Annotated in this window: 19 protein-coding genes and 6 pseudogenes; 12 read left to right on the top strand and 13 right to left on the bottom strand. The window is 61.2% G+C overall.

Annotated elements, in window-relative coordinates:
* Window positions 1–324: 324 nt before the first annotated feature.
* From KTC28_RS19040 to KTC28_RS23340, 3 genes and pseudogenes are all read right to left on the bottom strand, one after another.
* The gene (locus KTC28_RS19040; RefSeq protein ID WP_216711051.1) at window positions 325–1089 is read right to left on the bottom strand and encodes a cobalamin B12-binding domain-containing protein; all 765 of its coding nucleotides are present in this window, start codon (window positions 1087–1089) and stop codon (window positions 325–327) included.
* A 584-nt stretch (window positions 1090–1673) separates the two neighbouring features.
* Window positions 1674–2807: pseudogene (locus KTC28_RS19035) on the bottom strand (Tn3 family transposase); the annotation flags it as partial.
* Window positions 2808–2863: 56 nt separating this feature from the next.
* Window positions 2864–2968 (bottom strand): annotated as a pseudogene (locus KTC28_RS23340) (IS5/IS1182 family transposase); the annotation flags it as partial.
* Window positions 2969–3326: 358 nt separating this feature from the next.
* Here KTC28_RS23340 and KTC28_RS19030 point away from each other — a divergent pair.
* The 5 genes from KTC28_RS19030 (at window position 3327) to KTC28_RS19010 (ending at window position 7698) form a co-directional block, all read left to right on the top strand.
* Complete coding sequence (locus KTC28_RS19030) at window positions 3327–4613, top strand: beta strand repeat-containing protein (protein ID WP_216711052.1); 1287 nt, start codon at window positions 3327–3329, stop codon at window positions 4611–4613.
* A 144-nt stretch (window positions 4614–4757) separates the two neighbouring features.
* Window positions 4758–4997 (top strand): hypothetical protein, encoded by a 240-nt coding sequence (locus KTC28_RS19025; RefSeq protein ID WP_223132351.1) that lies wholly within the window; start codon window positions 4758–4760, stop codon window positions 4995–4997.
* Between the two features lie 16 nt (window positions 4998–5013).
* Entirely contained in the window at window positions 5014–5682 is a 669-nt protein-coding gene (locus KTC28_RS19020) for a C39 family peptidase (protein WP_226895869.1), read from the top strand.
* On the top strand, window positions 5679–6362 hold the full coding sequence (locus KTC28_RS19015; protein ID WP_216711054.1) for a hypothetical protein: 684 nt from the start codon (window positions 5679–5681) through the stop codon (window positions 6360–6362). The genes KTC28_RS19020 and KTC28_RS19015 overlap by 4 nt, the downstream gene beginning before the upstream one ends.
* A 1-nt stretch (window position 6363) precedes the next feature.
* Window positions 6364–7698 (top strand): hypothetical protein, encoded by a 1335-nt coding sequence (locus tag KTC28_RS19010; protein WP_223132350.1) that lies wholly within the window; start codon window positions 6364–6366, stop codon window positions 7696–7698.
* Window positions 7699–7871: 173 nt separating this feature from the next.
* Here KTC28_RS19010 and KTC28_RS19005 read toward each other — a convergent pair whose 3' ends face one another.
* Together KTC28_RS19005 and KTC28_RS19000 are read right to left on the bottom strand one after the other, a co-directional pair.
* Entirely contained in the window at window positions 7872–8474 is a 603-nt protein-coding gene (locus KTC28_RS19005) for an Npun_F0296 family exosortase-dependent surface protein (protein WP_219774060.1), read from the bottom strand.
* Window positions 8475–8799: 325 nt separating this feature from the next.
* A complete protein-coding gene (locus tag KTC28_RS19000) occupies window positions 8800–8952 on the bottom strand; it encodes a Tn3 family transposase (protein WP_216711055.1) in 153 nt (50 codons plus the stop codon).
* A 350-nt stretch (window positions 8953–9302) separates the two neighbouring features.
* Between KTC28_RS19000 and KTC28_RS18995 the strand changes: the two genes are divergently transcribed.
* On the top strand, window positions 9303–9566 hold the full coding sequence (locus KTC28_RS18995; protein ID WP_216711056.1) for a hypothetical protein: 264 nt from the start codon (window positions 9303–9305) through the stop codon (window positions 9564–9566).
* Window positions 9567–9728: 162 nt separating this feature from the next.
* Here KTC28_RS18995 and KTC28_RS18990 read toward each other — a convergent pair whose 3' ends face one another.
* Entirely contained in the window at window positions 9729–10250 is a 522-nt protein-coding gene (locus KTC28_RS18990) for a TspO/MBR family protein (RefSeq protein ID WP_216711057.1), read from the bottom strand.
* A 244-nt stretch (window positions 10251–10494) separates the two neighbouring features.
* Window positions 10495–11229, bottom strand: a complete 735-nt coding sequence (locus tag KTC28_RS18985; protein WP_216711058.1) for an alpha/beta hydrolase — start codon at window positions 11227–11229, stop codon at window positions 10495–10497.
* Between the two features lie 283 nt (window positions 11230–11512).
* Between KTC28_RS18985 and KTC28_RS18980 the strand changes: the two genes are divergently transcribed.
* Entirely contained in the window at window positions 11513–13003 is a 1491-nt protein-coding gene (locus KTC28_RS18980; RefSeq protein WP_216711059.1) for a tetratricopeptide repeat protein, read from the top strand.
* 80 nt (window positions 13004–13083) lie between these two features.
* Here the strand turns inward: KTC28_RS18980 and KTC28_RS18975 are convergent.
* Window positions 13084–14333 (bottom strand): annotated as a pseudogene (locus KTC28_RS18975) (IS256 family transposase).
* Between the two features lie 201 nt (window positions 14334–14534).
* Between KTC28_RS18975 and KTC28_RS18970 the strand changes: the two are divergent.
* The 4 genes and pseudogenes from KTC28_RS18970 to KTC28_RS18955 all read left to right on the top strand — a co-directional run.
* Window positions 14535–15263 (top strand): hypothetical protein, encoded by a 729-nt coding sequence (locus KTC28_RS18970; RefSeq protein ID WP_216711060.1) that lies wholly within the window; start codon window positions 14535–14537, stop codon window positions 15261–15263.
* Between the two features lie 152 nt (window positions 15264–15415).
* Window positions 15416–15793: a hypothetical protein gene (locus KTC28_RS18965; RefSeq protein WP_216711061.1), complete on the top strand. Its 378-nt coding sequence runs from the start codon at window positions 15416–15418 to the stop codon at window positions 15791–15793.
* A gap of 200 nt (window positions 15794–15993) precedes the next feature.
* A complete protein-coding gene (locus KTC28_RS18960) occupies window positions 15994–16599 on the top strand; it encodes an RNA polymerase sigma factor (RefSeq protein ID WP_255602573.1) in 606 nt (201 codons plus the stop codon).
* Window positions 16600–16853: 254 nt separating this feature from the next.
* Window positions 16854–17342: pseudogene (locus tag KTC28_RS18955) on the top strand (transposase); the annotation flags it as partial.
* A gap of 18 nt (window positions 17343–17360) precedes the next feature.
* On the opposite strand, the pseudogene KTC28_RS18950 reads toward KTC28_RS18955, so the two are convergent.
* A pseudogene (locus KTC28_RS18950) lies at window positions 17361–18308 on the bottom strand (IS630 family transposase).
* A 533-nt stretch (window positions 18309–18841) separates the two neighbouring features.
* Window positions 18842–18949 (bottom strand): annotated as a pseudogene (locus tag KTC28_RS23500) (PEPxxWA-CTERM sorting domain-containing protein); the annotation flags it as partial.
* A 1049-nt stretch (window positions 18950–19998) separates the two neighbouring features.
* Between KTC28_RS23500 and KTC28_RS18940 the strand changes: the two are divergent.
* Window positions 19999–20511, top strand: coding sequence for a hypothetical protein (locus tag KTC28_RS18940; RefSeq protein ID WP_216711063.1), 513 nt, complete (start codon window positions 19999–20001; stop codon window positions 20509–20511).
* Here KTC28_RS18940 and KTC28_RS18935 read toward each other — a convergent pair.
* The 3 genes from KTC28_RS18935 to KTC28_RS18925 form a co-directional block, all read right to left on the bottom strand.
* On the bottom strand, window positions 20506–20988 hold the full coding sequence (locus KTC28_RS18935; RefSeq protein ID WP_216711064.1) for a type II toxin-antitoxin system VapC family toxin: 483 nt from the start codon (window positions 20986–20988) through the stop codon (window positions 20506–20508). The genes KTC28_RS18940 and KTC28_RS18935 overlap by 6 nt on opposite strands.
* A complete protein-coding gene (locus KTC28_RS18930) occupies window positions 20988–21251 on the bottom strand; it encodes a type II toxin-antitoxin system VapB family antitoxin (protein WP_216711065.1) in 264 nt (87 codons plus the stop codon). The genes KTC28_RS18935 and KTC28_RS18930 overlap by 1 nt, the downstream gene beginning before the upstream one ends.
* A 190-nt stretch (window positions 21252–21441) precedes the next feature.
* Window positions 21442–21651 (bottom strand): OsmC family protein, encoded by a 210-nt coding sequence (locus tag KTC28_RS18925; RefSeq protein WP_216711066.1) that lies wholly within the window; start codon window positions 21649–21651, stop codon window positions 21442–21444.
* Window positions 21652–21821 lie beyond the last annotated feature (170 nt).

Genomic DNA, 21821 nt, shown 5'->3' with positions numbered 1-21821 from the left:
TCAAGCAGGCCAGCGGGTACAATATGTAGTGGTGGACCTAAGGCAGGCCGGATCGTTCCGGCATGGTTGTGTCATGCCAAAGTCCGATAATCTAGATTATGCTAAATTATATCAATAAGTTAGACTAGGACTGAAACTACGTTCATCGCTTCCGCGCTAGGCGATGCCGCGTTGCGACCTTTCCCGGAGGCAGCGCCGCATCGTTATCCGCACAGTCGCGGATGATTCCGTCGGCATTAGACCACTAGCGCGCGTTCGCCTGCGGTCGCCGTCAGCCACCCAACGACGTCGCTGTCGAGGGTACCCAAGGTTTCGGCGGGTCGACTAGATACGACGACTGAGCTGTTCAACGAGGCGCTCCGCCGCGACCAGCGCGGACGCGCCGTCCGCCGCCGTGGCGTCCGCACCCGTTTCGTCCGCTAGCGCGGGATTCTCGCTGAAGATTTGCCCGCCGACCATCACTCCGACAGCGGGATTCTGCGACGCTCCACGCAGCGCGCGGATCAAATCCGGCATATTCGCGACATGTTCCACGTTGCTGACCGTTAGGCCGATAAGTTCGAACCACTGCCGACCGACGATCGCCTTTAGAGCGGCCAGTCCCGCGTCGGGCGCACTCCATGTACGCCATCCAGCACGCCGGAAGAACTCCTCGATCATCACCAAGCCGAAACTGTGCTGGTCGCCCGGCGGCACGGTGAACAGCACGCTTCGGTCGGCGCGGGTGCGCACACTCGTACACGATGCGCGCACCCCCATCTCGTGGACGACCTGCTGCAAGCGCCATAGTCCCATCGTCACGTCGACGAAGTCGCACATATCGTTGTCCCACCACGACCCAAGCGTGCGCGCCGCTGGCGCGAGCAGATCGAGGTAGATTGAGTCGATCGAAACGCCACGTTCGAGAAAGCGCTCGGCATAAGCAACCAGTTCGAAGACTTCCACCTTCAGGGTCATGCCGGCAATCGTTTCGGCATCGGCGCGACTGATCGTGGCGGGCACGGTCAATGGCCGCAGTGGCGTCGCTGCGTCGTTTCGGTGCGCAAGCAGGAGGCGTGGAATGATCTCCCCTTCAATAAGCCGCGCCATGCGTATCGGCGAGGCTTCTCGCGGATACGACTGGAAGCCAGAAGGTGTGACTCCCGACGTTTCGTGCACTGACGCCATGTGCGATCGTCCCCTGTTGCCCGGCCCGAGTGCGCCTCTGCTGGCGATCTTCTCCAAGCCAGTAAGAGGCTATGAGCATCGCAGCCATTGCGCAACGCGTATGACATCGGAGGGCGTATATCGACCTCGGCTACCCTGCGAATGCCATCAGGGGCGAACCGAAACTACAGACACTTGCCAACATGCGCACACATGCGCTGGCAGGGGGCTCGGCGCCGTCGCTTGGCCGCTTCCGCCCAATTCTCGCCGTCCGGTGGCCAACGATTCTCTCGGCGCCGCCCCGATCGGGCAGCCAAGGATCTCTGCAGGCTATAAAAACCCCGACCCTGCATGATCGCGAAACAGCTCTTGGTTGCGGACATAGTCCGACAGAACCTCCATCGACTTATGGCGACTGACTTCACGCATTTTGAACACGGTGGCCCCCTGTCGAGCAGCCTGAGGCCATCGCATTGAATGCCCCGTAAACAACGCTAGCCGAGAACATTCCACAAACGCAGCCAAGGTCACGCCGCAAGTTGTTGGCGAGACATGTTGAGCGGTCGACGTCCGCCACCGGACCGAGCAGCGCGATCCCACAGGAAATCGCCCGAGAACGCGATGTGACTCCATCCTACGGGGGAGAAATGGGCCAGCAAGTCATCGGGCACCGGTTCGACGATTGCGCGGAGGTGGGCGACCGCATCGGCGATATATGTCGAGTTCCAGTAGACGATCGCGGCGATAACGAGGTTCAGTCCCGACGCGCGGAACTGCTGCGCTTCGTGGGTCCGATCTGCAATGCGGCCCTGCTTGAACGTGCAGATCGCGCCGGTGAAGGCGTGACGTTGCTCGCTCTTGTTCAGCCCTGCCTGACACCGTTGGCGGAGGGCCGGACTTTCGAGCCAGTCGAGCATGAACAGGGTCCGCTCGATGCGGCCGATTTCCTGGAGCGCGAGGTCGAGCTGATTCTGCCGTTCGTAGGCGGCGAGCTTGCGCAGCATGGCCGAGGGCAAGACGGTGCCGGCCTTCAGCGACGCGACGAGCCGGACGACCTCGTCCCAATGGTCGCGGATCACGTCGACCTTTACCCGCTTCCCCATGATCGATTTGAGCGACGGGTAGTGAGACACCGGTTCGAAGCTCGCGAGACGCCGATCGGGAAAGTCGCGCAGGCGGGGGCAGAACCGATAGCCGAGCATCCGGCAGAGCGCGAACAGGTGATCGGTCGCGCCGCCGGTGTCGGTGTAATGCGTGTCGATCGCGAGGCCCGTCCCGTGATGGAGTAGACCGTCGAGGACGTAACGCGCTTCGTGCGTCGCCGCCGAGATCACCTTCACGTGGTAGGGACCGTGCTGGTCGGAGACGTGCGTGTAGAACGAGAAGCCCGGATCGACGCCGTAGCGCGCGTTGACCTCGCCCGCTCCCTGGCCGCGTTTGCCCGAGCGGACGAACTGGCCGTCGGACGACGAGGTGGTGCCCTGGCCCCACACCGCCGCAATCGGCAGTACGTGATGGGCGTCGATGATCCGGGCGAGCGCTGACTTGTAGGTCTCGGGGCGGATATAGGCCGATTGCGTCCAGGTGAGCTGGTCGGGTGTGACGCCCTGGCTCGCCTCAGCCATGCGCGCGAGCCCGAGATTGGAGCCATCGCACCACACGTCCGAGCAAGATAGCGCAAGGCGTCGAGCACCGCGCGAATATCCGTCGTCGGCTTGCGCCTTCGCTTTGGCGCGGGCGGCAGAAACGGCTCGATAAACCGCCACTCCTCGTCCGTCAGGTCGGTCGGGCAGCGCTTCGCTCGCTGCTCAAATCCAGCCATCCGGCCACGGCTCGCTCGGGTCCACATCCCAAGCTTGAATCACGACCGCGCCACCGCTTCAACCCATACTCAAACTGTTTCTGAGCAAGTCAAATGACGTACCAGATCAAAATAAATAGCAACCTACCGGCCAAACAATAACGGCCTACCATCTCTTGATATAGTCGACACGACCGATAGGTAGAGGTCGACTCGCAACGGCGATGAACCATAAATTAGGTGGAAACGCCTCCAGTCGCACTCAGTTTACGAGTCTCATTTTACTTGTCGTTGAATTCATTGGTAATATTCGTTAACAAAAACCTTGATTTCTTCGTGTTGGACTTTTATAGCCCGCAGACGCAATCAGGAGGTCCTCATGACAAGATTCGTTCTCACAACCATGGCGGCGTTGTTGGCTACGGCGGCATCGGCGCAGACGGTGCCGAGCAACACTTCGGGCTCGTACAACACGAGCAAGCCGGTCAATGACTCGACCAATGGGTCGTACAACCCTGTCACCAACCGGACAGCGACCGACAACTCGAATAGCGCGAGCGGCTATAACGACAACGCGAACAGCGCCAGCGGCTATAATACCGCGAACACGACGACTGCTACCGATCAGTCGAACCGTGCAAGCGGCTACAACACAACGACCGACACGGATGCATCTAACCGTGCCAGCGGCTACAACACGACGTCGACCAACACCGACGCGTCGAATAGCTCGAAGAACGGGTTCAACACAACGACCGATGCTTCGAACCGCGCCAGCGGCTATAACAACAATGCCAGCGGCTATAACACCGACAATTCGAATCGTTCGGTGAACACGACGACTAATCGGACGACGAACAACACCGATGCGTCAAACAGGGCGAGCGGCTACAACACTGCGACCGACAACTCGAACCGGGCCAGCGGTTATAACACTGACAACTCGAACAACGCCAGCGGCTATAACACCGATAACAGTAACCGCTCGGTCAGCACGACGAAGACGAGCACGGACGCTTCGAACCGTGCGAGCGGTTACAACACGGCGACCGACAATTCGAACCATCAGAGCGGCTTCAATACCACGACTGATGCTTCAAACCGTGCCAGTGGTTACAATACTGACAACTCTAATCGCCAGACGGGGTTCAATACCACGACTGACAACTCGAACCGAGCCAGCGGTTACAATACCACTGACAACTCAGACCATTCGACCACAACCAGTCTTTCGAACAGTGGCCGTGGGTCGACCGCCAATGGCGGTTCGGCGAGTTATGTCGACTCGTCGATGACGGGCGGCCAGGCGACGACCAACGCCGCCGGTTCAGCGGCAACGTCGAACCAGTTCGGCGGCGGCTCGGTGGTCGCTTCTTCGACCTTGGCGAGCTATGTGACGGGAAACACCGTCACGTACGGGCTCGGCGGCGGTGAAGGTGGCACAGCCACACCGGGGACGACCGGCTTCAGCAGCACGGGTACGCCTGGCAGCAGCACGGCCGCAGGCGGCAGTGGGGCCTACGTCAACAACAGTGTCAATTTCTCGGGATCGTCCTTCTCCGGTTTCGCCGGCATCCAGGGCCTGAACGTGAACACTGGCGCCAACGCCTCGCAGAGCGCGGCGGTCAACGTATCGCCGTCGATCGGCACGCTGACCATTCGCTAAGCGCAACGCCTCGGCGGGCGGAGTGGGCCGTGGTCCACTCCGCCCGTCGCTACCGCGAGGATCGTTAAGATGGTCACGTTGAGACTGATTCTGTTGGCGGGCCTTGGTCTGAGCGCGCCCGCGATGGCGCAATTGGGACCGCCTGTGTCAGACGCCGAACTCGGCGAGGTCGCAGGCAAGACCGATATCGCGCAGGCAATCCGCGCGACCAATGCTACGACACTGACCGACAACCAGGTCAACGGCAACTCGATTACCGGCGTTATCTCGATTAGCGATAACGCGCTGTCGAACTTTAATGGCTTGGCGATCATCAGCGCCAACACGGGCAACAACGTCGCGATCAGCTCATCGCTTAACGTCAATGTTTCGGTTCATCCGTAGGACAACCCTTATTGCCGTGGCGGCGCTGCTCCCGGGCTGCGCCGCCGAGGTCAATTCGGGCGGTACGGCGATGACCTATGGTGGCCAAATCGAGGCGGGGTATCCCGTCCATTCAATGCTCGAGCAGAAATTCACGACCGTCGTTCGGCAGCAATATGATTTTAGCTGTGGGTCGGCGGCGTTGGCAACTCTGTTGCGCTACCATTATGACGAATCCGTCGACGAGAAAATCGCGTTCGCCGGGATGTGGCGCGACGGCGACAAAGACCAGATCCGCAAGCTCGGCTTCTCGTTGCTCGACATGAAGCGGTTTCTCGCCAGTGTCCACATGAGCGCCGACGGCTACAAGGTGACGCTGGCGCAGGTGGCACACGCGCGGTTGCCCGGCATCGCGTTGATAGATGTCTTTGGTTACAAACATTTCGTCGTGCTCAAGGGGATCGATGGGGCCGCAGTGCTGCTCGGCGACCCCGCCGTGGGTTTGCGGCGAATGTCCGTGGCCGAATTCGCCAAGCACTGGAACGGAGTGCTGTTTGTGATTAATGGTCGCGACGACCTAGCCCACGCCTCGTTCAGTCGCGCGTCTGAACTTGCCTTATCTCCTGGTGGACGGAATACTCTGTCGATGGAGCCAATCAGCCAGGCAGCACTCGCGCTGACAAGACCGGGACCCGGTGCCATATGAAGTGCGCTGTCTTACTTATTGCGACCCTCTTTGGCGGCACGAGCGCGGAAGCGCATCCGCTTGGCGCGACTATCACCGATTACGAGTTGGCGACGATGCGCGGCGGCATCCGACTTCCCGACGGCACCGATGTTGCGATCGGGGTGGCGATCGAAACACAGGTCAATGGCGTGGTCGCGCTCCGTACTCAGTTCTCGACAAGCCAGCCCGGGGTGCAAGTTTACGCTGGCGGGCTCCCAGCGACGTCCACCGGTGCCGTCGCAGCCGATAGCAGGAGCACCGCGCCCGTCGTCGACTACAGCCGCAATGCCGCGGGTACGCTGATCACGGTGGCTCCAGCGCCGACGTCAGCCGTGCTCAACGTCGGCACTGGCGGCTCGTTGCCGCCGACCGTGGGCACTGCGCTCTCGGTCCAGCCCAATGGTACGCCGGTGGCCACGGCGCTTGGCAGCGTCGCGTTGCGCCAGACCAGTGGTGGGTTTACCTCAGAACTTATGGGCAATAACTTCGATGTGCAGCAAATGATCGGGCAGGCGACGGGCGCTGTCATTCAAAACACCGGCAATAATCAAGCAATCAGCACCACGACCTGGATCAGTGTCGATTTGCGCGGCATCCCGGTGCCGTCAAACTTGGCATCGACGCTGACCAGTGCCGCTCGCGCCATTGTGGTTCATTAACATGTATCGCATTCTTATCCCCGCCCTGCTCGCTGGCAGTGCTGCGGGAGCCCAGACCGTTTCCTCTAGCTTAGCGGCGCCGTCGCTTGTTGAGATCCAGGCACTCGAAGCTCAAGTCGACCGTCAGGAGGCCGATCTAGCCTCAACAAAAGCAAGGCTCCATGCACTCGAGGACCAGGTCCTCGGCACCCAGCGTGCACGCGGTGCAGAGGCGCAGCTTGATCCGCCCAAACCTATCCCTGGGGCACCGACGCAAGGCACGGCTTCGCCGCAGCAAACCGCGCAGACCGCGCCTGCGCCCGATCAGTCGCAGCCGGTTGGCCAGGCCCCGGCACCGCGTGAGCGCCAAGCCGAGGTGGCGGTGCTTTCCGAGCAGGGCGGCATCATCACCCGGCGCGGGCGATTCACCGTTGAGCCCGCGTTGGAATACGCTCGCTCAGATCGCAATACGGTCATATTTCGGGGGATCGAAGTACCGACCTCAGTTCTTGTCGGTGTGTTCGACATCAATGAGACGCGCTCCGATATCGTCACTGCGTCGATCGCAGCGCGTTACGGGTTGTCCTCGCGCCTTGAGCTGAACGTCCGCGCCCCGTTCGTTTACCGGGCCGACTCGTCGGTCTTGGCTCCTGTTACCACCGGAGGTGGTGGAACCAATGCCGTAACGACCCCGAATGTTGCGGCCCGGGGCCACGATATCGGCGATATCGAGTTTGGGGCACGTTATCAGATTACAAGCGGGACACGTGGTTTCCCGATCTTGATCGGTGGCCTGCAGGTCGTTTCGCCAACTGGAACGAATCCGTTCACGACACCGCGCGACCCCGGCACTGGCGTCGCGCTCGCCTCGGCAACCGGTGGCGGTTTTTGGGGCGTAACTCCAACGATCACAGCGCTATTGCCGTCGGATCCCGCGGTGCTGTTTGGATCGCTTGGATACACCCACAACTTTGGGCGCGGCTTTGATGGCGTCCAGCTGGCGAACGACGTGTTGGTCGACTATGTTAAGCCGGGCGATGCGGTTCAAGGCAGCGCCGGTATTGGCATCTCGTTAAATCCGCGGGTGGCGGTGTCATTTGGCTATGCCCAAAGTTGGTCGTTTGGCACGCGCACCCAGGGCCGCATTCTCCAGACGAGCTTCAGCACCGGAGCTGTGACTGGCTCGACACCCTACAACCAGACGACGCGCGATCTTCAAATCGGGCGGTTCTTATTCGGCGTCAGCTACCGAACGGCAGCGGCGACAACGATCAACTGGAACGTCGAAGTGGGTGCCACACGCGACGCAGCCGACGTAAGAACGACGCTACGGCTGCCAATTACCTTCGGAAACTGACGCGCTGGTGTCGATCATGCACCCAAAAGCAGCTCGAGCTGGCATTTTGCTCTAGCAAGGACAACGTCAACGTTGGACCGGCTTGTGGCCAAACTTGGTTCTGCAGACGCCCAGTGAGTAAGATAGCTGGCAGGTTGGAGCGATCGGAAATGCTCCAACCTGCCAGTCTTGAATCAGGCAGTAACCGCTGTGGAGCGACGCCGTGTGGCAGCGCCGACCATGCCGAAGCCTAGCAGCATCATGGCCCAGGTTGCCGGCTCAGGAACGGCTCCGACTGAAAGGTTGTCGAGTTCAAGAGCCAACTGGCCCGAGCTGAAGCCTACGCGAGTAATCCCGAGATTGCGGTTAAAATCGAGGGTGACGTTACGATTAGTATCTGCTGCACTCTGATCGCCGTTTGCGGGCGGGAACATGCTCCCGGTGATCGTCTGAACGAGAGTGTTTCCGGCGTAAAACGTCAAAGTGTTGTAGCTGTCGATCGAGCCCCAGTCGGCGTTCAAACGGGTCAATACGCTGCCACCGCCAAGTGCGCCGACGTTGAGGAAGGCGCTGCCCGAAGAACCGGTTCCAGGCACAGCCAGATACTTGGTTTCGTCGCGCACGCCATTGATGACTGGCGCGGCTGCCGTCGCGTCCGTTCCCGACGTGACCTTGTAATTACCGGAAAACCCGGGGGCCGATCCGTTATTGAAGTCGATTAACGTCGTCGACGCGCCTGCTTGCGCGGCTGTGAGTGTGATTGAAGCAACACACGCGGCATAAATAAGACGGTTCATGGCGATTCTATCCCCTTTATGTTTGTCTATCGAGAATAGCATATCTTAACGTCACATGAAATAACGCTAACATACGTTAACCAATTAAAATCAGCGCTCGCTCGACCTCGTTGAGGCTCATCTCGTCCGTCCCGCCAATCGTAGAGCGACGTCGCTGGGGGCTGGAGCAGCTGGCGCCAGCCACCAAGATGATCGACACTATTAAGGGTTTCCGTACCGAAATCCCTCAGAGTAGCGGTAGGGATTTGCCGATTATATCAGTAGGTTAGCAGTCTTCGCGCCTGTGCATTATTGGGACACAGATATACGCTAGCGCCGTCGAAGGTCACGCTGCGGGTAACCGAAGCGGCATAAACCCGTCCCGATCCAGCATCGTGGCGTCCGACCAGACATAGTCGCCGGTGAGATTGATGTGGTCCCATCCCAGCGGCGAGAGCTGCGGGATCAGCGTTTCGTCGATGGCCTGTGGGCGCGGCAACGGTCGGGTTTTTCTTAATCTGAGGTGGGCAACTCAAGACGTGATACCAACCGACCATTCAAGTGCGCAACGCGGGTGCGCGAACGAACGTCCGCTTTTCAGACTCAGACACCAGAAGCAGCCGGTCTGTTTTCGGCCCCTTTAGAGCAACAGGGTACCCCATCGCAGCCAAGGACCCGTCGAAGTGGCTTGACGGGTAGCAGACCTAATTTGGTCGCTTCGAGTCTCCATTAGCTATCTGGTAGCCTTCCGGTGCTGGCATGATGACTGATTGCGCGTATAATTTTTGAGCGTAGTCTGCGCACGCCGCGGTTGATAATCGGCCGGCGTTTCGACTTGGGGAGACTTTGATGAAGCGGACATTGTTAACGATTGCTTTCGTTGCCCTCGGGCTGCCGGCCATTGCTATGGCGCAGATGGCGGACAAAACAACCTCGACTACGACCACCATGTCGACGAAAGAAACCAGCGAGCCAAAACCCATGGTCGTTCATCATCACCATCACCATCATCACTATCACCACCGGATGATGCATAAGTCGACGATGACCAAGACCGATGCCGCCGGGACAGGGACCATGACCAAGACCGATGTAAAACCGACGCCAAAGTAAGACGTTTCGCCGCGCGTCGGGTAACCGACGCGCGGCAATGGCGAAATGCTTAGCGTTTATTCGCCGGACAGCTATCTATGGTTCACTGCCGGAAAGCAGTCAGTCAGCGAACGGGCCCATCGCATCCGCCGAAAAGTATCTGGATCGGCGGTCAGTTTCGGGTCAGCTCGCAGTCACAGTCTCGTTTTTCCTCCAGATCTCCTCTGAAAGCACTGTCGCGAACGCGACCCAAGCCACGAGAGGAACACCGAGATCGCTTGCGACCTTATCAGTTGGCCGAGCCGTAGCGACGTAACCGATGGCGCTGGCGCCGAGACCGGCGGAGGCGATCGTTCCCCATCCTGGAGCCCGGTGACCGAAGAATACCTCGCTCCACCCTCCGATACCGACCTGATTGATTGTCCAAAGCGCCAAAGCTTTTGTGCGGTCGGGCGTCGGTTCGGAGCGGAGGAGACGATAGCCGCCGTAGGCCAGCGCTGCTTGGATCGCGGTCCAGGCGATCGGGTAGATCGTCGTCGGCGGGGTGAAGTCGGGCTTTTCGAGACGTTTGTACCATCGTTGTGTCCGCGGATGGTCAGGTCCCGGGCTTGCGCGCTTACCAGCCAGCAGTGCCGCGAAAACTGCGCCCACGGCAATGCCTGCTGCCCATCCCGGTGAAAGTCCGCCCTGTGCGTCCGATGCCATGACTTGTCTCCTAGGCAACGATGACAGTTTGCAACGCCTTAATGTTCCACATGGGCGATGACTGCGACTTTAACCGCCGATTGTCTGTCTGGCCGAGCAGAAGCGTGCTGCAGGCGGCGGCGCGTCGACACCCTACCAAGGCAAATGTCCCGAGCGAGGCAGGATCAGGATGAACGACCGCCCGCTTGTCGAAATAAGTTGGCGTGGCGCAATGACGACATTGGGTCAGATTTTCCGGAGCACCTCAGAGACGAAGGAAATCTACCAGGCCGTCTGTCGGCAAGGGGCGGCAAGGCACGCTACCTATGCCGGTGCATGCAATCCGCCGATCAAAAACCCGTCCGATGAACTCGGCCCCCAGACGCAGACCGACCGGGTCAACGCTGTGACCAAGCCCGGCCGACACATGCGACGTGACATCGATCCCCAAGCTGCGCAGGGAGTGTTCCGCGGCGTGCAGAGATGACACGGGGATGACGGTATCGGCTAAACCGTGAACGAGCAGGACTGGCGGCTTGGTGATCTTCTGATGGGCGAGCCCGGCGGCATCGGTCAGCATCCCTGAATATCCCAATATGCCTGCGATCTGGTTTTCGCGCCTTAGCCCGACATAAAGCGCCATCATGGTGCCTTGGCTGAACCCAACAATTGCCAGGTCAGCATCTGACAAGCGGTATTGAACGAGCTTCCGCTCGACAAAAGCATTTATCGCCGGCGCAGCGCTCGCACTACCCGAGGCTAACGCCTGGGGCGTGAATGCCTCAAGCGGCCACCATTGATATCCCGTTGCCATCCCGGCGCACCGCTGAGGCGCATTGGGAGCCAGAAACAGAGCGTCAGGTAACGCTTGCTGCCATTGGGGTGCGAGGGTGATCAGATCGGCACCATTCGAGCCATAGCCATGAAGCAGCAGGACGATTTGCTTCGGAGACCGGGCAGACAACGGCTGCAGGCTCGAGTCGTTTACAATTTCAGACATACACTTCTCGATCAAGGACGCCGACGATCCGAACGTCATCGGCACTAAGCTGTTGCGGCGTCTTTACACGCTGGTCGGCTATCAAGCGACATCGCTGGTTGAATCTGAATGAACGATCGGTTCGGGAAGTGAGCAAGCTTGCCTGAGCGTCGCCTCCTTTGTCACCGTCGCCGCAAACTGCCAAGAGGGAGCCGACCTGAGTACCACCTGTCTCAGCAGAGTTCACCTTGCCGAAAAGAGCTTGTTGGGTCAGTCTTTGGAATAGGCCAGGGCCGGGGACTCGATGAAAAGCTACATAGTCCTTGTTCCGATCGCTTTAGCCCTCATGACGTCGGCCCGCGCGCAGGAGGAGCATCATCACCATCCGGTGCCCGAGCATCTCGGTACGACGCACCTCGAAACGAGCTGCTCGCGGCCGGTAAAGCCGGCCTTCGACCGCGCCGTCGCGCTGCTGCATTCGTTCACCTATGATGAGGCGGACGCAGGCTTCGCCGATGTCGCCGCCCGCGACCCGAGTTGCGCGATGGCGCATTGGGGACGGGCGATGACCCATTATCACCAGCTGTGGGACGTGCCGGTCGGTCCCGGCCTCGCCGCCGGCGTCGCCGAGATCGGGCAGGCGGCGGCGATGACGACGGACACGCCGCGTGAGCGCGCGATCATCGCCGCGCTGGGCGTCTATTATGCCAACGCTGGCGAAGTCCCGGCGGCTGCCCGCGCGATGCGATACTCCGACGCCATGGCAACGCTGGCGCGCGACTATCCCGCCGACGACGAGATCGCGACGTTCTACGCGCTGTCGCTGATCGCCACGGCAGCACCGACCGATCACACGCATGCGCGCCAGAAGCAGGCCGCCGACATCCTCGAGCCGATCTGGAAGCGCCAGCCCGCACACCCCGGTGTGCCGCACTATCTGATCCACGCGTATGACAGTGCCGAACTAGCGCAACGCGGCCTGCCCGCGGCGCGGCTCTACGCCAGGATCGCGCCGTCCGCGCCCCACGCGCTGCACATGCCGTCGCACATCTTCACGCGGCTCGGCCTGTGGGATGACTCGATTGCCTCCAACATCGCGGCACGCGATGCCGGCCTTGCGCAGGGCGACATCGGCGAGGCGCTGCACGCGATGGACTATCTGACCTATGCCTATCTCCAGCGCGGCCGAACCGCCGATGCCGCGCGCGAGGTCGCCGCGCTCAAGGCCATGACGCTGCCGCCCGGCACCGGCTTCAAGATCGGCTACGCCGGGAATGCTATGCCAGTGCGGCTGGCGGTCGAGACGCGAGACTGGGCGACCGCGTCGCAGCTGACCCCGATTGCCGGTTCCGGCCCGCAGGTCGCCGCGGTCGTGTGGTGGGCGCGCGCGCTGGGTAGGCTCCGCGCCGCCACGCCAAGTTCGGCCGACGCCGACATCGCCAGCCTCGCGGCGTGCCGCGAAGCGCTGCGGGCGGCGAACGACATTTATTGGATGACGCAGACCGATGCGCTGCTCATGTCGGCGCAAGCTTGGCGCTTCGCGGCGACAGGCGACGACGCCGCCGCGGTGGCGACGATGACGGCCGCCGCCGACGAGGAGGATGGGCTCGAGAAACTCCCGCTCACTCCGGGGCCGATCGTCCCGGCGCGCGAGCAACTCGGCGATCTTTATCTCGTCGCCGGGAAGCCGCGGGAAGCGCTGTCCGCCTATGATGCCGCGTTGGTGCTGGCGCCGGGCAGGCTCGGCGCGCTGCAAGGCAAGGCCACAGCGGAGCGTCGAATCAAGAGCCTGTAACGCCGAATGCGGATCGTGTCCCACAGAGTGGTGTAGCTTCGCCGGGGTTGATCCAGCGATCTCCGGCGAGGCCGGATTGATCAAGCGGCCATTGCGGGCAGCGTGACGAGCGGATCATCGCTTAACTGGGCGACACTTTCCAGCGTCATGTAGCGCGAGCGCTGAACCGCCCATTCGTCGTTCTGCTCGAGGAGGATCGCGCCGACGAGGCGGGTGATGGCTTCTTCGTTGGGGAAGATGCCGACGACGTTGGTCCGTCGCTTGATCTCGCCGTTGACGCGCTCGATCGGGTTCGTCGAATGCAGCTTGAGCCGGTGCTGGGGTGCAAAGCTCATGTAGGCAAGGACGTCTTCCTCGGCGGTATCCATCAACGTCGCCAGCTTGGGCACGGTCGGCCGGAGCTGGTCGGCGACCTTGCGCCACTGGCCCTTGGCGGCGTCAGGCGTTTCCTGGGCGAAGGCGGTGGCAATGAAGGCCGAGACGACGCGGCGGCCGCTCTTGCCGGCGTGCGCCAGGGCGTTGCGGGAGAAGTGCACCCGGCAGCGTTGCCACGTGGCGCTGAACACGCGGGAGACGGAAGCCTTGATGCCCTCATGGGCATCGGAGATAACCAGCTTCACGCCGCGCAGGCCACGACGCGCGAGGCCGCGTAGGAAGTCGGTCCAGAAGGTCTCGGCCTCCGACGCGCCAATCGCCATGCCGAGCACCTCGCGGCGACCGTCGCTGTTAACGCCGACCGCGATGGTGACCGCGACCGAGACGATGCGGCCGTTCTGGCGGACTTTAAGATAGGTGGCGTCGATCCAGACGTAGGGCCAGTCGCCTTCGATGGGACGCTCGAGGAACGCCTTCACGCGAACGTCGATATCTTCGCACAACCGGCTGACCTGGCTCTTGGAAATGCCGCTCATCCCTCCGCCGCCATTCCTTGCGCTTCGCGCCTGGAACCTTGGGCGGCTTCGCCCATCGCTTTTACGAGGTCATCGACCGATCGCGTCGAGATGCCCTGGATGTAGGCCTCCTGCACGACCGCGGTCAGCGCCTTCTCGGCAAGGCGTCGGGGCTCGAGGAAGCCGGGGAAGGAGCTGCCCTTCCTGAGCTTGGGGATGCGCAGCTCGACCGTGCCGGCCCGGGTCTCCCAGTCGCGCTCACGATAGCCGTTGCGCTGGGTGAGCCGGTCATCGCTCTTCTCGCCATAAGCCGCGCCCGTGAGCCCGCCGACCTCAAGGGCCATCAGTCGCTGCGCGGCAAAGCCGATCATCTCACGCAGAAAATCAGAGTCGGCGCTCTTCCCCACCAGCGCCTGCAGGTTCATCGTATCGTCGGTCATCGGTAATCTCCGTCGGTTGAGTGTCGCAACCCAAACCTATCCGAAGATCGCCGATGGCCAACCGCGAGCTACACCACCACCCGGGACACGACCCCAGCTGGGACTTAAACTCGCCACAGAGTTGGCGTGACATCGCAGGAAGATACGTTGTCGGCCGGATTATTGTGCCGTTGACTGAGGATCTTTACTGAAAGGTACGGAATGCCGACCGTCAAGTTTCGCAGTCACGGCAATCGACTGCCGCCACAGGCAATCAGGATCACGGTCCCGGGTTGGGCGGGCGGCAAGGACCCGCGAGTCGACGGCAGCCACGAACAGCCATGGCACTGCATCCCCTTCTCCGAAAGCGCACGATACGGGCTCGAGCTTGTCTACCCGTTCGACGACGACCTGACGGTCAGCAGCATCGACGGCCACGTCCGGCTCGACGCCGACTGGAAGTCCCCGCCCGGCGATGGATTGACCTGGCCCCCCTTCCGGGCGTTTGGCGAGGATTTGTATTCCTACCAGTTGTCGCTCGACCTCGAGGTACCGACCGGGTGGGCGATCAGGACCGAACCACACCCGCGCTATTATACCGATCCGACCAACACCACACCGCTTGCGGTCCCGGCGTTGATCCGCAGCGACTGGTGGCCGATGACCTTCTTTTGTATCTTCAAGGCGCCGCCGGTCGGCGTGACGCACGTCTTCCGCAAGGGCGAGCCGTTCATGAGCCTGATCGTTGTTCCCGCCGATCCGGAACTCGACCTGCAACCGATGACCGCGGACGAAGCCGCCCAGCGCGAGATGCGGGCACGACGCCTCGCGGTCAGCCGCGACCGCCTCGCCGACGGGACGAAATGGCTGTCGTCGACCAATACGGTCTTCGACGGAACCTACCGCAACATGGCTCGCGCGGCACGGGCGCGGAGCTCCGACCCGGACTAGCAACCGCTCGAAGCCCGCATGAAGCTGAATGCGGGCTATCGGGCGTGTTCAGCTTGGAGGCATCCAGACTATCGTAACTGTCATACGCCCGTGCGACGGCCAGTTCCGTCGGGCGGGCACGACGTCGACCCATTCCTGATGCGGAGGAAATCATGTCTCGCAAGACCGCCCTGCTCACCGACGCAGCGCTCGTCGCCCTGATCGTCGGCGGCGCGCTGATCGCGTCCCCGGCTGCCGCCGACCCGATCCCGCCGGCATTGACCTACGCCGATCTGTTCGAACCCGTGCCGAATGCGGTCGCCCGGCTCGATGCCGCCGACGCCGCTGTCCAGAGCCGGCAGGCGTACCTGATCCCGGTGCAATACTGGGACGGCTACGGCGATCCCGGTCGCTATCACCACCACCACCACCACCACCACCATCATCACCATCACTCAGCGCGTTGGTTTTATGACAACGGTTATGTCTGGAACGGATACGGCTGGGTGCCACGCCCGGTCTACCATCACCATCACCACTGGAATTATTGATGCGATGGGACGCCGGGCAGCAACAGGTCCGGTGTTCCTAGCCTGCGACAACCCTTCGGCGACATCAAGAAGATCGCTCGGTCGATTCCCTGACCCGGAGTAGCGGTTCAGGCGAGCCCTTGCACGGTCAGACCGTGCCAGAACGTAACGAGAGGAGAGTACGCCGTGCAACACGCCAGGGACGTTCAGGAGCGGAACCAATGCGACATATACTCGCCTCGATGAACGATCTTTGCCAAGTATCGTTCGATGACGATTTCGGCGTGGCGCTTGCGAAACAGGTGTCGTCGCTCAGCAACTATGGCCGGCGGCTGACGGGGGGCGGCGCGGACGCCGATGACCTGTTACAGGATACGATGCTGCGTTGCTGGTCCGCGCGGCACAGTTTTCGCCCGGACAGCAATCTTGGCGCATGGGCGCGGACAGTGATGCGCAACAGTTTTTTGTCCGGTCGGCGGCGCGCGCGCTTTCAGGTCGAACTTCCCGAGGAGGCATTTGACCGCCTGCTGAGCGTCGCGGAGAATCAAAGTAATGTGGTGGCGTTGCGCGATGCAGAGTGGGCCTTGAACAAGCTGACCATCGGGCAGCGAGAGGCGGTATTGCTGGCGAGCCAAGGCGTGAAAATCGAAGACGCAGCCGCGCAATTGGCTATTACTTCAGGCACGTTCAAAAGCCGGGTGTGGCGCGGACGGCTTCGGTTGCGACAGCTTACTGAGGAAGAAGTTACGCCTCACTCCCTTGCCGAACGAAAGCGAGAGAAGCCACCCCGCCAGCAACGGAACTGGAAGGGCGTGATAATCGGCTGATACCGAGAATCTCCATCGATCCCGATGTGCTGATTCCGGTGCTTCATTTAGCAGTGTCCTTCCCCGATCTTTCAAGATCAGGGCACCATCCCGCTGAGTCGGGAAGCAGGCCTCCACGACGGTCGTCACTAGCCCGGACTAAACATCAGGCGAGCGGCTTTGGGTTGGCGAGCGTGGTTTAACCTGCTGATTTGGTGTAGAGAATGGTTGTCTAGACGACCCTCTGACCCCGGACAGAAAGTGCCACGCCCGCCATGGCTGAGGATAGCGTTGCCGGTTTTGGATTCCCAGCCATTTGTCGCAAGAAAGTGACGGTGGCGTTCGATGGCGGGCGGCTGACATCGGATGGCGGCGTCCTGCTGCTGGCGCGGACGGAGCGCGCGATGGGCATCGCCGGGCGCCTGGCCGGCTGCATCGCCGACCCCCGCGACCAAAGCCGTGTTGTCCATAGCCCTGTCGACATCCTGCGGGCGCGGATACTGGCGATCGCCTGTGGCTATGAGGATGCCGACGATCTCGATGATCTGCGCCACGATCCCGGCTTCAAGCTGGCGGCGGGCAAGTTGCCCCGCGGCGCCATCGGCCTGGCCAGCCAGCCGACGATGAGCCGCTGGGAGAACGCCCCGACAACCCGCGAGCTGGTGCGGATGATGGACGTCGTCGATATCTACTGTGCCAGCTATCCCGCTCCGCCGGCGACGGTGACGCTCGACATCGACGAGACGGTCGATGTCGTCCACGGCGGCTAGAGCGGTTTCCGATCAGTTTGCATCGTAGCCGGCGTTTGTGAAGTAAATTGGCGCATTCCTGTGGCGGGTAGAGGTCGAGGATTCGACCGATGGCGTCCCAGAGTCCGTGGATGGTTCGTTCAGCGGCTTTGCGCAGGTGGGCCTTGAGCTTCGAGAACGCCTGCTCGATCGGGTTGAAGTCGGGGCTATACGGCGGGAGGAACAGCATTGTCGCGCCGGCGGCTTCGATCGCCTCGCGGGCGGCCGGCACTTTGTGGCTCGATAGATTGTCCATGATGACGATGTCGCCCGGCAAGAGGTTGGGCACGAGTACCTGGCGGACATAGGCGACGAAGGCATCGCGATTGATCGGGCCGTCGAGCACCATGGGCGCAACCATGCCGGAGCGGCGCAGGCCAGCAATGAACGTCGTGGTTTTCCAATGCCCGTGCGGCACGCTCGAGCGCAGGCGCTGACCCCGTTGGCAGCGCCCATGGCGACGCGCCATGTTGGTCGACGCCCAACTCTCGTCGATAAAGACCAGTCGCTCAGGATCGAGGTCGAGCTGCCCCTCGAACCACTCCTCGCGACGCTTCAGGACGTCGGGACGTTCCTGTTCGGTGGCGTGCGCGGTCTTTTTTTACGCGTGATCCTGTGACGATCGAAGAACCGCCACAGCGTGCCGATGCCAACCGGCGTGCCGCGCTCGGCCAGGTGCGCCTGCAACTCGACCAGCGTGATGTCGTCCTTCGTCTCGATCGCGCCCAGGATGAAGTCGGCATGCGCCTCGATCCTCGCCGACCGCCGATCGCCACCCTGCACCTTGGCCGCCGGCGTACCATGGCAGCGCGACAACTGGCGCCACCGGATCGCGCTCGCTGCGCTCACGCCGAACCGGACCGCCGCACCCCGGCACGACATCCCGCCGTCAATGGCGGCAACAACCCGATCACGAAGATCCTGTGAAAGTCCTCGACCCATCCATGCCGACCTCCTTCATCAGCATGAAGCCTGAATCAGAAAACCGAGCCCTTGGAAATCCCTCCCGATTCACGTCGGCTGGAAACCGCTCTAACCGCCGCGGTCGGCGATGACTTGCCAGCGGTCGCTGCCATCGACCTCGAGCGCAAAGCCGTGTCGGTCTGCGAACAGCAACACGGTTAGGCCGTGCTCGCTACCCACTGGCTTTAACGACAAATCTCCCCGTCACGTCGTTTGCTCCGTTCGCCGATAGGTGCAAGTATCGCCCGCTAGGCGCGATGGCTCTACAACGGCGGCTCGCCAACGCTCAGGCTGACACTGGCGAAGCCGCCATACACTGTCTTCTTTTGTAAGTTCGTCAAAAAGACGCGTCGATCAAGACGGCGATTGTCACCCGCTTTTGAAATGCGCGGATCTGAAGTGTTTCGCGCTAGTCTAAAAGAAGCAATTCGGATCAAAATGCAGCGAAGCCGCCCCGAGATTACTGAGGCGGCTTCGGTCGGCGGTGCCACGCGAGCGCGGCTGTAAACGATTCAGGCTGCTACGATCGTCCCAGCAGTGCGACGGCGACGCGCGGCAAAGCCGGTCAGCGAAAAGCCGAAAATTAGCATCGCCCACGTCGCCGGCTCCGGAACGGCGGTAACATCGAGCGATATTCCGCCGCGGTTGTCGGGAAGATAGTCGTCGAAAATTGAGAAATTCACGGCCGATGCTTTCGACAAAGTGAAGGACGACTTTGTTGCGCCGTAAGCAAAGGCTTTGGCTGCGGTATCGTAATACCCATTGCCCGGGCTGATCGGCCCAATGCCCCCGTTGGCATTCCCGTCGCCATAGCCGGTTGAGACGCCATCGATGGTGATGACGTAGCTATGCTCATAGCCTTGCGAACAATTGAAGCCACCCTCATCGCAGCCCGATGTCGAAGCGAACCGCGAGAACGCAGTGTAAGTGCCAATAATCGGGTTTACTCGGTAAGTTCCAGCTGCGAACATCTCTGGTACGCCGCTCGTAGCCGGGGTCGTATTCGTCAGTGCGTTGATGTCGACGACCACGGCACCGGCGGCAGCCGACACGGCAAGCGCGACGACAGCAGCAGCTCGGTAAAGCAAAATCTTCATGGATAAATCCCCAAAACCAGCAATGTCTGTAACTTACTATGCACGAAACGTGCCAAGTGCCTAACAGCTTGATAATTATGATCTGACTTCATAATTGAGTGATTGGATTGTAAAGGATTCCGTCACTTTTGTTATTGAAATTTAAGTCTGAGTGACCCGCCGCCTTACACCACACGGCTCTGGCAATGGATGCGGTTTCGCTGCGATGTCGCTTTCGGCACTGCGGCGGTGATCATGGCCATCGACTTCACGATGAAGTTCGCGCCGCTCTATCCGTCGCTGCGCCAACGGTTTTTCAATGTCGTGATGCCGAACTCAACAATCGTCGTCAGCCCGACTTACTGATCGGCGTCGAGAAGCTCCGTATCTGACGGATCTTGGAGACTGCACGACAAGTATGTCGCGAACCTGCGTGTCGCCAGTGACACTTTACCAAAGGGCTCGGGTAAAGTGTCACTGGCGACAGATTGGACTCGGTTGGACGTAGATACGACTCGCTCCGACTCAATCGGGATTCACATCCTGGCCCGTGTCGTCTTCGCTGCTGATCGGTAGCAAGGCGAGCATCGACCATGAATGACATCGGCATTTCACAACCGCTCGACCTCGGCACCATCCTTCGCCGGCTCGCTCACGTGTCGGCGCGTCCGCGATACGCTTTCCTGGTGCTCAACCTCATTTCCGAAGCCGCAGATTCGGCCGGTCATGCTGGCCCGATGGTCGTTGACGGAAACCGGACGTTTTTGCTCCGAGATCGGATCAGCGACGCGCTGTCGCCGCTCGCGCTCGGCGAGCGACGGGAGTCGCTAAAGCAGCGCGTCGCCGCCAGCCTCGCAGGCGAACTGCCCGCCGACCCGGACCTCGCCGAAGCCATTGTGAAGGCGGCCGTCGATGAGCGGGTCCGCGCGTCGAGCAAGACCAACGTCAGCCGCGCCGTCGGTGATCTCCTCCGTGCAGGCCTCGTGCGGCGCCATTATGCTGGCTGGCGAACCAATCATCAGCATCGCGGCGGCCAGCGCTCGGCTGTCTACACCGTTGAGGCAGACGCATTCGCAGCGTTGCGTCGGCGCTCGATGCTCCTATGAGCGGTCACCTGCGTCACGAGCATGTTCCCAAGCCACCGCGGCCTTTGGATTATCCACACGAAGTCCCGGGAATAAGTCGCGCAGGTGACCGACATTCCACGTCACGATGCTGCTCAATCCATTCTGCACGGCAACCTGGCCGATCAAGCGGTCATAGAGCCGCGGACCGATGCCACCGGCAGCGGCATAACTGCGGATCGTGTCAAATGTCTGCGCTGGGGAAAGGCCGACGAGTGTGGTCGCCGCGGCAACGCTCTCGAGGGTCGCCCATGCCTCCTCTGCAGACCAGCGAAACAGCGCGTTTGCATGCCGACGCGTCAGCGTCGCATACGCCTCCGCATAACTATGTGCCGCCACCGCCAAGCGCCGGTCGGGTCCGTCGGCGAGCAACGCAGCCGAAGCGGCGTGATGTTCGTGTTCCTCGGCGACCATCGCGATCACCACATTGCTGTCGAGCAGCGCTGCGACCCTCGTCACTACCGCTGTTCACTTCGAGTTTCGTCCAGTGCAGCGTTCGCGTCGTCGAGACTGACTTCGCGACCACGTCGCGGACGCACCAGAAGGGCCCCCTTGCGGATAAGCTTGATGTGCGGCGGGCCCCAAGACGGCGGCAGATAGGCCCGCAGCGCATCTTCGACGATCTGCGTCGTCGTCAGGCCCGTGCTGCGGGCCAGTTCGCCGGCACGCTCGCGAGCGAAACTCGATCGAATATTAAGCTGAGGAGTATCTGGACGAGACATGATGTCGACGTTCTAGCAGACGACCGGCAAACGGGCTAGCAAGATTCCGCAATTGCTAGCTTGGTCCACGAAAGCGGCCGTGAAGCGCTAGGGATTCGATATGAGGTCTTCGCCTGGTTACGGTGGCGGACGGCTGACCCAGAATTAACCCATGCGAACCAAGGCTACCGAAAAACGCCCTCCGCAAGGTTCAGCCAGTCCATAAGATCGCGATCGGCGCGTCGATCCCAAGCGCGTTATGGATAGGACATGCGTGAGCGGCAGCTTCCAACTCGGTGCGCTGCCGGTCGTCGAATTTTCCTGGGACGCTTATAGTCACCGCGATGCGAGAAATTCGGCGCGGAGAATTTGCCATCTCCTTCGTGACCGAAGCAGTTGCACCGCTGATATCGGTGTTCATAGAACGAGCCGCGATTCCCATAATACCAACCGTCCGCTCAACTCTTCCGCCTCAGCTGCCGACAAATCGCCCGAAGCCAGTGATGGAACAAGGTGAATGGCCGGTTCAGGGGCGCCAAATGGGCTTTCAATGTCCGAGTCTGGATCAATCTCGGAATGTTACATTACATG

Origin of the sequence: Polymorphobacter megasporae (assembly GCF_018982885.2) — a bacterium.
GTDB lineage: Bacteria > Pseudomonadota > Alphaproteobacteria > Sphingomonadales > Sphingomonadaceae > Polymorphobacter_B > Polymorphobacter_B megasporae.
The sequence above is the reverse complement of the archived record's forward strand: the minus strand, read 5'-3'. Positions and strand labels throughout refer to the sequence as shown.

Coding starts and splice junctions, on each gene's coding strand:
- KTC28_RS19010 (WP_223132350.1), top strand. CDS start 6,364: ATGTATCGCATTCTTATCCCCGCCCTGCTCGCTGGCAGTGCTGCGGGA.
- KTC28_RS18980 (WP_216711059.1), top strand. CDS start 11,513: ATGAAAAGCTACATAGTCCTTGTTCCGATCGCTTTAGCCCTCATGACG.
- KTC28_RS18940 (WP_216711063.1), top strand. CDS start 19,999: ATGAATGACATCGGCATTTCACAACCGCTCGACCTCGGCACCATCCTT.
- KTC28_RS18990 (WP_216711057.1), bottom strand. CDS start 10,250: ATGGCATCGGACGCACAGGGCGGACTTTCACCGGGATGGGCAGCAGGC.
- KTC28_RS19040 (WP_216711051.1), bottom strand. CDS start 1,089: ATGGCGCGGCTTATTGAAGGGGAGATCATTCCACGCCTCCTGCTTGCG.
- KTC28_RS18970 (WP_216711060.1), top strand. CDS start 14,535: ATGCCGACCGTCAAGTTTCGCAGTCACGGCAATCGACTGCCGCCACAG.
- KTC28_RS18925 (WP_216711066.1), bottom strand. CDS start 21,651: ATGAACACCGATATCAGCGGTGCAACTGCTTCGGTCACGAAGGAGATG.
- KTC28_RS19005 (WP_219774060.1), bottom strand. CDS start 8,474: ATGAACCGTCTTATTTATGCCGCGTGTGTTGCTTCAATCACACTCACA.
- KTC28_RS18965 (WP_216711061.1), top strand. CDS start 15,416: ATGTCTCGCAAGACCGCCCTGCTCACCGACGCAGCGCTCGTCGCCCTG.
- KTC28_RS18995 (WP_216711056.1), top strand. CDS start 9,303: ATGAAGCGGACATTGTTAACGATTGCTTTCGTTGCCCTCGGGCTGCCG.
- KTC28_RS19015 (WP_216711054.1), top strand. CDS start 5,679: ATGAAGTGCGCTGTCTTACTTATTGCGACCCTCTTTGGCGGCACGAGC.
- KTC28_RS18930 (WP_216711065.1), bottom strand. CDS start 21,251: ATGTCTCGTCCAGATACTCCTCAGCTTAATATTCGATCGAGTTTCGCT.
- KTC28_RS18960 (WP_255602573.1), top strand. CDS start 15,994: ATGCGACATATACTCGCCTCGATGAACGATCTTTGCCAAGTATCGTTC.
- KTC28_RS18985 (WP_216711058.1), bottom strand. CDS start 11,229: ATGTCTGAAATTGTAAACGACTCGAGCCTGCAGCCGTTGTCTGCCCGG.
- KTC28_RS19030 (WP_216711052.1), top strand. CDS start 3,327: ATGACAAGATTCGTTCTCACAACCATGGCGGCGTTGTTGGCTACGGCG.